A 13,123-nucleotide genomic window follows, 5' to 3' on the forward strand; every position below is an offset into this window, starting at 1 on the left:
CAGATAATGAGCAATCAATATATCTTATCCATTGACCAAAGTACCCAAGGAACCAAAGCACTTTTATTTGACAATAAAGGCACTTTGATTACCAGAGCTGATCGGCCCCATAAGCAAATTCTGCATGAAAAAGGTTGGGTGTCTCATAATCTTGATGAAATATATAAAAATGTTATCGGAACAGTTAAAGATGTGGTAGATAAAGCGGGGATTGACAAGAATTGTATTATCGGGCTAGGAATTAGTAACCAGAGGGAAACTGCGGCGGTCTGGGATAGGAGAACGGGTGTGGCGGTAACCGATGCGATCGTCTGGCAGTGTTCTAGGGCAAAGGCGATTTGTGAAAGGCTGGCAAGTGAGGGCAGCGCGGCTCAGATAAAAGATAAAACGGGAATTCAATTATCTCCTTTTTTTCCGGCCTCAAAGATTGCTTGGATTTTGGAAAATGTGGAAGAGGCACAGAAGAATAAAGAAAATCTTTTATACGGCACGATAGACACTTGGTTAGTGTACCGTTTGACAAATGGTAATGCATATAAGACGGATTATTCAAATGCCTCGCGAACCCAATTATTTAATTTAAAGACTTTGGCGTGGGATGAGGAAATATGCAACTTATTTGGAATAGATGTGAAGAATTTGGCCCAGGTTTGTGATTCAAATAGTCTGTTTGGATATACGGATTTAGAAGGATTTCTAGACAAGGCGATTCCTATCCAGGCAGTAATGGGAGACTCCCATTCGGCTTTATATGGACAAGGGTGCCATGAAAATGGGATGGCTAAGACGACCTACGGAACGGGGTCTTCAGTGATGATGAATGTAGGTGAAAAGTTAGTCGCTAGTAAAAATGGTATCGTCTCCTCGCTTGCCTGGGGAATAGATGGAAAAGTGAATTACGTCCTTGAGGGCAATATTAATTACACCGGAGCAGTAATCAGTTGGTTGGAAAGTGAACTACAACTAATAGCTTCGGCCAAGGAGACAGAAGCGCTAGCGAAGAAGGCGAATGAAAAGGATGGGACGTATTTTGTTCCGGCTTTTACAGGTCTTGGTGCCCCCTATTGGGTAAATGACACCAAGGCGCTCATAACGGGAATCGGCAGGACGACCGGTAAAGCAGAAATCGTCAAAGCGGCTCTGGAATGTATTGCTTATCAGATAGCGGATATCATTCAGGTTATGAAGAAAGATTCAGGCATTGAATTAAGAGAGCTAAGAGTCGATGGTGGTCCAACTAGAAACGAGTTTTTGATGCAGTTTCAAAGCGATATAGCAGATTTAAGTGTTCAGGTTCCTGGAGCCGAAGAACTTTCGGGGATAGGTGTTGCTTATATGGCGGGAATTGCTCTGGGATTATATGATAGGACGGTGTTTTCAAGAATTGAACGAAAGACATATGAGACGCAGATGAGAAGGGAAACCCGGGATGAAAAATATCGCGGTTGGCATAAAGCTATCGAGTTAGTTATAAAGTAAGAGGAAAGGATGTTGTAATATTATGGATGGTAAAATGAAAGTATGTGTATTGACGGGAAAACAAAAGCTAGAATGGATTGAAAGAGAGATTCCTCAGCCAGGAAAAGGCGAACTTCAGATTAAGATTGAGTATGTAGGAGTATGTGGCTCGGATTTACACTTTTATGAAGAGGGAAGACTGGCAAATTGGGAGTTAGATGGACCGCTTGCTCTAGGACACGAACCTGGCGGAGTTGTAAGTGGGATTGGCGAAGGCGTTGAAGGGTTTGCAATCGGTGACCGCGTGGCCCTTGAGCCGGGTGTTCCTTGTGGACACTGTAAGGACTGCTTAGAAGGACATTATAATCTATGTCCGGATATGAAATTTATGGCTATACCAAAAGAAAAGGATGGCGTGTTTGCTGAGTACTGTGTTCACGATGCGACGATGACTTTCAAGCTTCCAGAAAACGTTAGCACTATGGAAGGTGGTTTGATGGAGCCTTTATGTGTAGGTTTGCACGCTACGGTGCTGTCAAATGCTAAGATTGGCGAGACGGCGATTGTTCTCGGTAGCGGCTGTATTGGTCTTTGTACGGTAATGGCTCTAAAAGCCAGAGGTGTTACCGAAATCTACGTCTCCGATGTGTTGGAAAAGCGCTTAAATAAGGCACTGGAAGTGGGGGCCACAAAGGTGTTTAACGCCGCTAAGGGAGAAGATATCGTGGAGTTTGCGAAAACCTTACCCGGTGGTGGCGCTGATCAGGTGTATGAATGCGCAGGTAATCGGGTTACGACTTTACAAAGTTGCAAGTTGATTAGACGAGCAGGTAAAGTAACGCTAGTTGGGGTATCGCCAGAACCGATACTCGAACTTGACGTGGCAACTTTAAATGCCATGGAAGGAGAGCTATATTCGGTTTACCGTTATCGCAATTTATATCCGACAGCTATTCAAGCGGTAGCCAGCGGGGCGATTCCGCTTAAGAAAATCGTCTCTCACGAATTTGATTTTGCAGATTGTATTCATGCGATTGAATACAGTTCGACCAATAAAGAAGATGTTATAAAATCAGTTATCAAAATGTAATAAGCACAGATGAATTACGAAAGGGCATTTCTCTTATAAGCAGGAGAAGTGCTCTTTCTTGTAACAAAATATTGCATTGTAACAAACAGAACGTTACTATATAAATAAAATGTTATAAAGGAGTCCGCGCAAGTGAAAAAGGAAGTAACAATTAGTCAGGAAATGAAAGAAAAGTGGCCATATGTTAGAGTAGGGTGCTTACAGTATCAGGTCGAGGTGAAAAGCAAAAATGAAGAGATGTGGGATTATCTAAAGAAGAATGTTATCAAGAAGGTGAAGGATGATATCTTTGAATATGATACCCCGAATATTCCTAATGTAAAAGAATCACGAGAAGCGTATAAAGCGTTTGGTAAAGATCCTAATCGTTACCGAGTATCTTCAGAAGCTTTGATTCGCCGGATTGGTCAAGGCAAAGGGCTCTATGAAGTGAATACCGTTGTGGATGTTAATAATCTGATTTCCCTTAAATCAGGCTTTTCGGTAGGGTCTTATGACCCGGCCAATATAGAAGGCGACTTAACCTTCCGCATTGGTAGAGAAGGCGAGATGTATAAGGGCATCGGGAAAGATGAGATTAAGATAGAGTACTTGCCGGTTATTGCTGATAACAAAGGGGCAGTAGGAAGTTCAACCAGTGATTCTGAACGAGCGATGATTAGAGAAACCACGAAGGAAGTGTTAACCTTGATTTACTCTTTTTCCGACAATCAGGATTTGGAAGCAGCGCTAGCCTACGGTGAAAAATACTTGAAAGAATACGCCTTTGCACAAGGAGTGGAAGCTTGGATAGTTTAAGCGAGAAAGTTAAGGCAGCGCCTAAGAGTGCTGGGTGCTATCTTTTTAAAGATAAAGAAGGAACGATTATCTACGTCGGGAAATCAAAGTGCTTATGTGACCGAGTGAAGCAGTATTTTCAGCCTAGTAATCAGCAGGATGAGAAAGGGCTTCTTTTGGGGAAGTTGATTGCCGATGTAGAATACCGAGTGACAGCTAGTGACCTGGATGCCCTGTTATTGGAGTATCGCTTAATTAAAAAGTATCAGCCGTGGTTCAACGTGCAACACAAATACGACTGGCCAAGGCTTGATCGTCAGGCGCTCTGTGAAGGCCTCACCCGTTACTACCTTCGTTTTGATAAAAAGAAACCGTATCCAGTCCTAGAAATTGTCACTAAAAAAGAACGAGGATATACATACTTAGGCGAGTACCGAAGCGAAGGCAAAGCCAAGCAAGCATGGGAGTTGGTTAATCGCCTTTATCACATGCCGACTTGTCGTAAGTCATTAAATCAACAGGCGCAGACAACCTGTCTTTATTATCAGGTAGGACAATGCTTAGGACCGTGTGCTGGTAAAGTAAGTGAGGAAGAGTACCAGAGAGTAGTGCGAGAGATTACGCGTCTTTTTGGTGGCAAGAACGTCAAGAAATTCAGAGAACTTGAACGGGAAATGAATAATCTGGCCAAGCAGATGGAGTTTGAAAAGGCTCAGCAAGTCAAACAAGACCTAGAGGACATAAAGCATCTAAAACGCCTTCATAGTGTCAGATTTCGCATTCCTGAGAATCGAGATATAATTATCTGCTTGCGTTCCTTTGCCGAAGAGGATTTTGCGGCGTTTTATCTAGGTGACGGTAAAGTGCTTTTCCGTCAGGATTTTGTAGAACCACCCTCGGTAGAGGACTGGGATATATACCTAGATTCTGTGAAGCGAGTAGAGGAAAAGGCAGAATTTGACGAGGTTTTAGCGAAAAGTTTGCAGAACATCTCAGCAGATAAACTAGCGATTCTCCTGCCAAAAGCAGGAGAGCAAGAACAAATGATAAAGCTGATTAATAAAAAAGTATTAGAGTGGTATTAAGTAAAACGTGCAGTCTTTTTGGGCTGCACGTTTTACTTTTTGAAAAGAGGGTGATATATTTGTAATAATAAAATTTACGTAAATGAGGTGCATTATGAAAACGACTATTAAAGATATCGCAAAAATTGCAGGAGTATCCGTTGCAACAGTATCTCACGTTATTAATAAGACAAGGTATGTCAGTCCTGAATTAATTAGTAAAGTAGAAGAAGCGATTTACAGTACCGATTATAAAGAAAAGTATGAATTGAAGAAAAAAAACATGAGAGTTGGTAAGGCTTCTGAAATAGCGATTGTCTTGCCATTTACTTCAGGCGCAGTCTATTCAAAATTAATGCATCAACTGTCGCAATATGTGTTGGAAAGGGATTACCTGCCTTGTATTTATCTAACAAATGATGATTATGATACGGAAAAGGCAATTTTAAAAAGGATTGCAAGTAACAAAAATATCGTGGGGATTATCTTTAGTCCTTGCCGGCGGGATATAGAATATTACCGCGAGTTTTGGTCATTGACAAAACCAGTGGTGCTTGTGGAACGGAGTATCAATAATTGCGATCTTGATAGTTACGTGGTGGATAGTGCGCTAGGGATATATAAATGCACAAGGCGATTATTAAAGAGTGGACACGAAAAAATCGGACTATTGGCCAGCGAGCATTATACAAGTGTTACGTTTGAATGTAAAGAAGGGTATCGTAAAGCGATTGAGGGGTTCGGATTGACCTATCAAGAGCAATACATTTTAAATATAGAGAATAGAATTGAGGAAGAGGCGGCAATAGAGGCAATCAGAAAGTTTTACAATCAAATGCAACCTACGGGAATTGTGTGTTGCGGCAACCATCTTACATTTTTATGTCTAAAAGCAATCCAGAGTCTCGGCCTTGAATGTCCACAAGATATTTCCATTATCGGGTTTGGTGATGACGCATGGAGCGAACTCCTGTCACCGTCACTCACCGTTTTAAGTCAAAACACAGAGGAGATAGCGTATCGAGCATGTAATATGCTATTAAATCGGTTATCAGGGATGGACTCAAATGTGGAAAAGGTTAAGATTCCTTTGGAATTTGTAAATCGAAAATCCACGCAGATGATCGGAAGAGGTCCATTTGGAGAACGCGCATGTTCTCCGGATGAATTAGTGCTTACGAATAGTGATAAAGAGCAACTTCGCAAAAATGCATACAAAGTAGGAATTTCGTTTCACTATTCTGGTACGGCTTGGAAACGCCTTCATGAAGCGGGAATACGTCAAACCCTTGAAGCGCTAGGCATAACGGTGGCGACTGTAACAGAAGCAAATTTTGATTCTGCCTTGCAAGTAACACAGCTGGAAGGGCTAGCTATGCAGCAATTAGATGCGATTATAGCAATCCCCACAGATGATAATGTGACATCAGAAATCTTTAGGAAGCTATCAAGAGAAACGAAGTTAGTTTTTTTAAGCAATGTACCAAAAGGGCTTAGTCGCGATGAATATATTTCATGTGTATCTGTGAATGAAAGGGAGAATGGACGAAGTGCTGCTCTTTTAATGGGCGAATATTTCAAGGGACAAGGTGAGACAAAAGTAGGATTTATTAATCATGGTGCTAACTTTTACGGGACCCATCTTCGTGACGGCGTTGCCATGCAGACGATTCTAGAAAATTATGCGAATATTGATGTGGCCTCCATAATGAACTTTCAAAATATCGATGAGGGGTATGAGATCTGTAAAAAGATGTTGGGTGAGCATCCGGATATTAAGGGGTTGTATGTTTCTTGGGACCGACCGACACTTTCAGTAATAGAAGCGCTGAAGGAGCTTGGACGCGAGGATATTGCGATATTTACAACCGATTTGGATATCGAAATTGGGTCTTTAATGATGAAGAGACAATGGGTTAAAGGGCTAAGTACACAAAGACCATACGAGCAGGGAGTTGCGGCGGCATTGGCAACCGCTAAGGCACTTTTAGGCTATCAAGAATATAAATATATAGGCGTTCCCCCCTTAACGATCCAGAGAGAAACTCTCGTTAGAGGATGGAAGGACATAATGCGGGAACCACTTCCAGGAATGTGGAAAGAATATACCTCTAAATAAATTTACGTAAATTATTAAAATTGGAATTAATACTTCACAAATAGAGCTTGGGGTAATTGACTGAGAAAGGCATGCATGGTATCTTTTACGTAAATAAAACATTTAGGAGGAAAAACGAATGAAAAAGAAGATTTTATCGGTATTGTTAATGCTCGCATTAATTACCAGTATGACAGTAGGTTGTACAACGGAATCGAAGCTGTCAGGAGATAGTGGTGAGGAAAAGACAACGGAGAAAAAAGAAGGGCCATACAAATTTGCATTTTTACCAAATACCCAGAACAATACGTTCCAGTCATCTATGAATGATAAGTTTTCGGAATTGGCAAAAGAAGCTGGTTATGAGTATACCTGCTTAGATCCGGATTATGATTTGAATACTCAGTTAAGTCAAATGTCAGACGTTGCTAATCAAAAATTTGATGCAGTATTTGTAATACCTGTTGATTCTGCGGGAATCAGACAAGGGTTACAGGAAATAAAGGATGCCGGAATTCCGATTCTCAATGTGGATACGGCAGTAATCGAGGACGACAGAGATTTAGTTGAAACGATTATTGGAACAAATGCATACCAAGCAGGTCAATTAGTGGGAGAGCAGATGGTTGAAGATTATCCAGACGGAGCGAAAATCGCGATTTTGGATTTCCCATCAAACGAAAGCTGTGTAGATCGTGTAAATGGTTTTCTTGATGGTCTTGGAGACAGTAAAGACAAATTTGAAATTGTTGCACAGCAAGATGGAAAAGCGGCACTTGATGAATCTATGCCGATTGCTGAGGATATTATTCAAGCAAATGCTGACTTAGATGCATTCTTCTGCATTAATGACCCATCAGCATTAGGGGCGGCGGCAGCAATTAAGGCAGCTAATAAAAAGGGCGAAATAGGCGTGTATTCTATCGATGCTTCACCAGACGGAAAGGAAGCGTTAGTGGATGGAACTTTTACATGTGTAGCCGCTCAAGTACCTTTAGGAATTGCGGAATCAGCTTTTGAAAAGGCAGTAGACTTATTAAATGGTAAAACAATTGATAAGGAGATTTGGCTTGATTCGCACCTTGTTACAATAGAGGAAGCCGAAGAAACAGCAGGACAATGGCAATAGTATGAATCTTTGAGGACTGTTTGGATGACCAAGCAGTCCTTTATACTAAGCATAGGTGGGAAGATAATATGAATGATAGATATGTGTTAGAGATGAAGGGAATTAGTAAAAGTTTCGGTGCTACGCAAGCGCTAGACAATATTAATTTTCAGTTGAAAAAAGGAGAAGTACACGCTCTGTTGGGTGAAAATGGGGCTGGAAAATCAACGCTTATTAAAGTATTGGGTGGTGTACATAGACCTGATAAAGGCGAAATCTATATTGAAGATAAAAATGTTGTGATGAATGAAATTGAAGATGCACAAAAGGCAGGCGTCGGAATCATTCATCAGGAAATAGTTCTCGTTCCGTATCTTTCTGTAACGGAGAATATTTTCTTAGGAAGAGAAATATTGACACCTTTACATACAAGAGATATGAAGAAGATGAATTCCAAAGCGAAAGAGATGACAGAGCGTCTGGGTTTAGACATAGATGTTACTACAAAAGTGGGGACACTGAGTATCGCACAACAGCAACTCGTAGAAATTGTAAAGGCGATATCTTTTGATATTAAAATTCTTGTTATGGATGAACCAACATCCTCGCTTTCAGATGAAGAAGTGCATAAGCTTTTTGAAATCATGGAAAAGCTAAAAGCAGATGGTGTCAGTATTATTTATATTTCACATCGTATGGAAGAACTGTTTGCTGTGACCAATAGAGTGACGATAATGCGTGACGGGACATACGTGGGAACTGTTGAAACTCAGGAAACAAATACAGATGAGCTTGTTGGTATGATGGTTGGGCGAAGCCTGACAAATTATTATACAAGGGATTATAACATGAGTAACACAGAGGTGCTTAGGGTAGAGAATTTAACGCAGAAAGGCGTCTTTGAGGATATAAGCTTTTCAGTTCGTGAAGGCGAGATATTAGGATTTTCAGGTCTGGTTGGTGCTGGCAGAAGTGAAATAATGCAAGCAATCTTCGGAAATGAAAAATATAGTAGCGGTACGATATTTTTGAACGGGAAAGAATTAAAGTTCAAAAATAGTATGGATGCGATAAAAAATGGCTTGGCATTAGTTCCTGAAGACAGAAAAAAACAAGGTCTAACACTAATTAATACCGTGGCCTTTAATCTATCTCTAGTTAGTCTGGATGCTTTAAAAAAAGGCGGTCTCATAAATAATGGAAAAAAGGACAGAATGGTAGATAAATACGTCAAGGATTTAAACATAAAAACGGCTTCTGTTGAAAGTCCGGTTTCTAGTTTGTCAGGCGGAAATCAACAGAAAATTGTTTTGGGTAGATGGTTAGCGACAAATCCCCAGGTATTAATTTTAGATGAACCGACAAGAGGTGTTGATGTTGGGGCAAAGGCAGAAATTTACTCAATTATTAATGACCTTGCTAAAGAAGGAATGGCAATTATAATGGTTTCATCAGAATTACCAGAAATAATAAATATGTGTGATAATGTGTGCGTTGTTAAGGATGGACGGATTACAGGACGTTTAACTAAGGAAGAGATGAACCAAGAAAAAATCATGCATTACGCTACAGGAGGACAATAGAATGAGTAGTAATAAAGTTAATATAAAAAGCAACAGTCGCACAGTGGCATTAGTAAAGTCCAATATGGGAATCTTATTGGTTATGCTGTTAATTGGCGTGGTTCTAACTTTTTTGACACCTAATTTTTTAACATCAAGCAATATTATTTCTGTATTACGTCAGATATCCAATAATATTTTCTTGGCAATCGGAATGACCTTAGTTATTATTCTTGGCGGAATAGATCTGTCTGTTGGCTCAATTGTAGCGATGAGCGGAACCCTTACGGTGGGTTTTATTGTTACAAACCATATTCCAATTGGGTTGGCAATTATTATTGGGCTATTATTGGGTACGCTTGTTGGATTATTTAATGGAGTGATTATATCTGTTTTTAAGGTGCCAGCATTTATTGTTACCTTGGCAACGATGAATATCGCGAAAGGTGTTGCCTACATATACAGTGGTGGACGTTCTACACGTATTACATCAGAAGTGTATTCTATGCTAGGGACAGGATACCTATTCGGGATAATTCCGCTGCCTGTTGTTTATATGATAGCTCTGATAATTATTTTCTCTATTATTTTAAATAAAACGAAATTCGGAACGTACGTGTATGCAGTTGGTGGAAATAGAGAATCCGCACGGCTTTCAGGTGTGCCGATCAAAAAAGTAGAAATGTTAGTGTTTACGATAAGTGGCTTTTTAGCGGCTTTTGCCGGTATTATTTTAAGTTCGAGAATGTATTCAGGTCAACCAAAAGCAGGAGATGGTTATGAAATGGACGCCATTGCTGCCTGCGTACTAGGTGGTATTTCCATGTCTGGTGGTACGGGGAGCTTGAGTGGAACGGTCATAGGTGCAATTGTAATTGGAATTATTAGCAATGGCTTGAATTTAATTGGCGTAAGCTCATTTTGGCAGTTGTTAGTAAAGGGGCTGATTATCTTAATTGCAATTATTATTGATTCGCAAAAGGCGAGAATTTCAGACACTTTTGCGAAAAGAAAGAAGAACTAGGAGGAAGAGGTTATGAAGATATATAGAATGCCCAAGCATTCAGAATCGACAGGGGATGCAATCCCTTTTTATCATGACGGAACGTATCATATATTTTCATTGACACCAGCACCAGGAACGACGGTATTTCCCGATCGCTTACGAACAACGCTGAGTCATGCTGTTTCAAAAGACCTTGTTAACTGGGAGGAGGTTGAAACGGCTCTATATCCAGGCGAGGGAGACGAACCAGATGCGGAAGGGATTTGGACAGGTGCGGTCATTTATGGAGAAGGAAAATATCACATCTTTTATACAGGATATAATCATAAACTTACGAAGAATATACAAACGATTTGTCATGCTACTAGCGATGACAGTATAACGTGGGAAAAAGATCCTAAGAACCCTATTTTAGTGCCGGATACAAGTTTATATGAAGAACTCGATTGGCGTGACCCATATCTCTTTTATAATCAAGAGGAAGGCATGTACTGGATGTTGATTTCTGCTAGAACGAAAGTTGGACCACCTACTAAAAGAGGATGTATTGTATTGTATCGATCTAAAGATTTAGATGAGTGGGAGTACTACGGACCTATTTATACACCGTATCATACGAATTGTCCGGAGTGCTGTGAAATGTACAAAGAGGGGAAAAATTGGTACTTGTCGTATTCGCGATTCTCAGAATTTGTTGATACCATATATCGGGTGAGTAAGTCTCCATATGGTCCATGGCGAACGCCTAAAATGGAAGGAATTGGTGGAAGACGATTTTATGCAGCTAAGTCACTGATTAATGATGAAGGTCGAAGATTTTATTTTGGTTGGATTCACGACCGTGCAGAAGGCAGTGATGATGGCGACTGGTATTGGGGCGGAACGTTCTGCGTACCTCACGAGGTGGTAGTTAATGATAGAGGTGAAATAGATGTTAAAATTCCACATGAAATTGTGGAAGCGACAGATAAAGATGTATCTTGGAAATACAAACAAATCTGGGGCGAAGAGAGAAGATACGGCGATAAGACTATCGTGATTGATTCGATCGGAACCATGAGTTACGGAGTGTTTGAATATGAGGCACCATCAGCACTTTTCAAGTGTAAAATGAAGGTAGGCGACTGTAAAGATTATTTTGGCTTATTGCTGAAGACGAATGAGAATGCCTCACGCTGCTTAGAGTTACGAATAGAACCAGGTATGCAAAGGGCGTCTCTACTCAACTTGCCAATGGATGTTGATCCCTTTTGGCGAGAGTCGACAACAAATGTTGGAAAGCCTAAAAATCCAGGACCAGATGGCGTTCGTGTTGCAGAAAAACCTTTTTCGGTACAAGCTGGTGATGTAATTGATCTTAAGGTTATTATTGACCATGACCTAGTGGAAATATTTGTGGGCGAAAGAATTGCTTTTACATACCGCGTTTATGAAAAGACCGAATATGAAGTAGGACTTCAGGTACAAGATGGTTGTGTAGAATTTTTTGATATTAGTTTTAGTGAATAAAGTCTATGAAGAGAGCGCGGCTAGTCAAATAAGATTAACCACGCTCTCTTTGTAAGCTTGAGAAAGCCTCATAAGGTATTTGCAAAAGCGAGTCAAAATATAGTAATATTTATGTTAGAGAAAATATCTACGAGAACTAGAAAGGGGAAAATATGGAACAAAATACCAGAGAATTTGTTGAACAGAAAGTAACGGAGATGATGAATGCCTTTTCCTGTAGTGCAGAAGCAAAGGCAGCAGGACAGCGCTGGTTAGACGCGCTGGGAACAGAAAGAGAAGCCGAAGAGACGGAAAAACTATATGCAGAACTAGAGGCCGATGTGCTGTCGGTAGATGCAGTAATCGCCTTTGCTGGCTCTGAGGCAGGTGTTCAAGTATTTGGAGAAGCGAAAGCGAAAGAGCTAGAGGAGCACGGCCGCGAGCTTAAAGCTGCAGGTGCTACGTACTGTGACTGCCCAGCGTGTGCCGCTGGCGCAGCGATTTTACAGAATCGCTAGAAAAGAATGGAATTGCAAAGGGACGGATATCACAAGTTATATGTGGTACCTGTCCCTTTATTACTATCTGCATTCGCAGTTGTTGAAAATCTGGGTGAGGTTAGCGGAAAGTTGCGCAGGCGTCTCTACATAGCCACCAGTAGACCAGAGCGTAAAGGTATTATACAGAGCACCGGCAAAAGCCGTTAGCGTGTATTTGCTAGCAAGATGGCCCCACTTTCCTATTAGGTAGTCGTTTATCATCTCTAGAAAATAGATGCCAAAGTCGCAACGAATGAGTCCGGCGAGAAAGTCTTTGTACTCGTCCCACCCGTAAAGATAGGTGAAGTAATGGACTAGGTGACTAGAGTCGTAAAAGATGCCCTCGGTCGTCCTCATGAAATCATCATTTGTATATTCGTTAAAGATCTCTGCTAAGCGTTTGGTAAAAAACTCCTCTTTGGAATTGTAGTTTCGATGAATAGCCAACTCCCAATGCCTATGCTTGGAAGTGGTATCTTGTGCACTGAAGTGCGAACAAGGATGTAAGTCTTCGACTTACTTTACTAGCCGTAACACTTTCGTCTTTCGAACCTGTATTGTACAGGCTGTTCGTGCCGAGAAGGTGGTCTCATGCCGCCACTATCCGTTTGACCGGAATACTTTTACAATTTAAATCTTGTAGGTTAATGGCCTTAGGCGATTCTAGCTTGTTAGGCTCTATTTCTAACGAGGCTAACGGAAGTGCTTTCCTCATTATATTGGCAGCGGCGTTTACATCAGCATTTAAAACGACGCCTGACCCAGAAGCATATAAACCTCTTTTTATTCGATTGCCGCTAAAAATCGATAAAGGATCACTCATTTGCTTTTTGGAATATACTGGCATGGCATTGCTCGACAGAAAATCTGCTTTTGAAGTATAAGATTCTTCCTGTTCGTACACAGAGATTCCTGCCCACTCGGCTTTGTAGC

At 40.9% G+C, this 13,123-nt stretch carries 12 protein-coding genes; 10 read left to right on the top strand and 2 right to left on the bottom strand.

Going from position 1 to position 13,123, the window contains the following annotated elements:
* The first annotated feature begins 6 nt into the window (after nt 1-6).
* The 10 genes from NHH16_RS11080 to NHH16_RS11125 all read left to right on the top strand — a co-directional run bounded on the left by NHH16_RS11080 (nt 7) and on the right by NHH16_RS11125 (nt 12,169).
* Nucleotides 7-1,479 (top strand): FGGY-family carbohydrate kinase, encoded by a 1,473-nt coding sequence (locus NHH16_RS11080; RefSeq protein ID WP_262069670.1) that lies wholly within the window; start codon nt 7-9, stop codon nt 1,477-1,479.
* Nucleotides 1,480-1,501: 22 nt separating this feature from the next.
* Nucleotides 1,502-2,548 (top strand): NAD(P)-dependent alcohol dehydrogenase, encoded by a 1,047-nt coding sequence (locus tag NHH16_RS11085; protein ID WP_262069671.1) that lies wholly within the window; start codon nt 1,502-1,504, stop codon nt 2,546-2,548.
* Nucleotides 2,549-2,680: 132 nt separating this feature from the next.
* Complete coding sequence (locus tag NHH16_RS11090) at nt 2,681-3,346, top strand: B3/B4 domain-containing protein (protein ID WP_262069672.1); 666 nt, start codon at nt 2,681-2,683, stop codon at nt 3,344-3,346.
* A complete protein-coding gene (locus NHH16_RS11095) occupies nt 3,334-4,410 on the top strand; it encodes a GIY-YIG nuclease family protein (protein WP_262069673.1) in 1,077 nt (358 codons plus the stop codon). Before NHH16_RS11090 ends, NHH16_RS11095 begins: the two co-directional genes overlap by 13 nt.
* Nucleotides 4,411-4,504: 94 nt before the next feature.
* Complete coding sequence (locus NHH16_RS11100; RefSeq protein WP_262069674.1) at nt 4,505-6,508, top strand: LacI family DNA-binding transcriptional regulator; 2,004 nt, start codon at nt 4,505-4,507, stop codon at nt 6,506-6,508.
* A gap of 118 nt (nt 6,509-6,626) precedes the next feature.
* Nucleotides 6,627-7,616 carry a sugar ABC transporter substrate-binding protein gene (locus tag NHH16_RS11105; RefSeq protein ID WP_262069675.1) on the top strand — a complete coding sequence of 330 codons (990 nt, stop codon included), beginning with the start codon at nt 6,627-6,629 and terminating at the stop codon, nt 7,614-7,616.
* Nucleotides 7,617-7,684: 68 nt separating this feature from the next.
* Complete coding sequence (locus tag NHH16_RS11110; RefSeq protein ID WP_262069676.1) at nt 7,685-9,178, top strand: sugar ABC transporter ATP-binding protein; 1,494 nt, start codon at nt 7,685-7,687, stop codon at nt 9,176-9,178.
* Between the two features lies 1 nt (nt 9,179).
* Nucleotides 9,180-10,181 (top strand): ABC transporter permease, encoded by a 1,002-nt coding sequence (locus NHH16_RS11115; protein ID WP_262069677.1) that lies wholly within the window; start codon nt 9,180-9,182, stop codon nt 10,179-10,181.
* Nucleotides 10,182-10,193: 12 nt separating this feature from the next.
* Nucleotides 10,194-11,672 carry a glycoside hydrolase family 32 protein gene (locus tag NHH16_RS11120; RefSeq protein WP_262069678.1) on the top strand — a complete coding sequence of 493 codons (1,479 nt, stop codon included), beginning with the start codon at nt 10,194-10,196 and terminating at the stop codon, nt 11,670-11,672.
* Between the two features lie 152 nt (nt 11,673-11,824).
* Nucleotides 11,825-12,169 (top strand): molecular chaperone Hsp90, encoded by a 345-nt coding sequence (locus NHH16_RS11125; protein ID WP_262069679.1) that lies wholly within the window; start codon nt 11,825-11,827, stop codon nt 12,167-12,169.
* Between the two features lie 63 nt (nt 12,170-12,232).
* Here NHH16_RS11125 and NHH16_RS11130 read toward each other — a convergent pair whose 3' ends face one another.
* Both NHH16_RS11130 and NHH16_RS11135 read right to left on the bottom strand, forming a co-directional pair.
* Entirely contained in the window at nt 12,233-12,637 is a 405-nt protein-coding gene (locus NHH16_RS11130; RefSeq protein ID WP_262069680.1) for a hypothetical protein, read from the bottom strand.
* Between the two features lie 142 nt (nt 12,638-12,779).
* On the bottom strand, nt 12,780-13,123 hold a 344-nt coding region (locus NHH16_RS11135; RefSeq protein WP_262069681.1), incomplete at its 5' end, for a transposase.

This window comes from Ohessyouella blattaphilus, from assembly GCF_024721265.1.
GTDB lineage: Bacteria > Bacillota > Clostridia > Lachnospirales > Lachnospiraceae > Aequitasia > Aequitasia blattaphilus_A.

What these genes read in the sequence shown, in the direction of transcription:
- NHH16_RS11080 (WP_262069670.1), top strand. Translation starts at nt 7, where the DNA reads ATGAGCAATCAATATATCTTATCCATTGACCAAAGTACCCAAGGAACC.
- NHH16_RS11085 (WP_262069671.1), top strand. Translation starts at nt 1,502, where the DNA reads ATGGATGGTAAAATGAAAGTATGTGTATTGACGGGAAAACAAAAGCTA.
- NHH16_RS11100 (WP_262069674.1), top strand. Translation starts at nt 4,505, where the DNA reads ATGAAAACGACTATTAAAGATATCGCAAAAATTGCAGGAGTATCCGTT.
- NHH16_RS11105 (WP_262069675.1), top strand. Translation starts at nt 6,627, where the DNA reads ATGAAAAAGAAGATTTTATCGGTATTGTTAATGCTCGCATTAATTACC.
- NHH16_RS11110 (WP_262069676.1), top strand. Translation starts at nt 7,685, where the DNA reads ATGAATGATAGATATGTGTTAGAGATGAAGGGAATTAGTAAAAGTTTC.
- NHH16_RS11115 (WP_262069677.1), top strand. Translation starts at nt 9,180, where the DNA reads ATGAGTAGTAATAAAGTTAATATAAAAAGCAACAGTCGCACAGTGGCA.
- NHH16_RS11120 (WP_262069678.1), top strand. Translation starts at nt 10,194, where the DNA reads ATGAAGATATATAGAATGCCCAAGCATTCAGAATCGACAGGGGATGCA.
- NHH16_RS11125 (WP_262069679.1), top strand. Translation starts at nt 11,825, where the DNA reads ATGGAACAAAATACCAGAGAATTTGTTGAACAGAAAGTAACGGAGATG.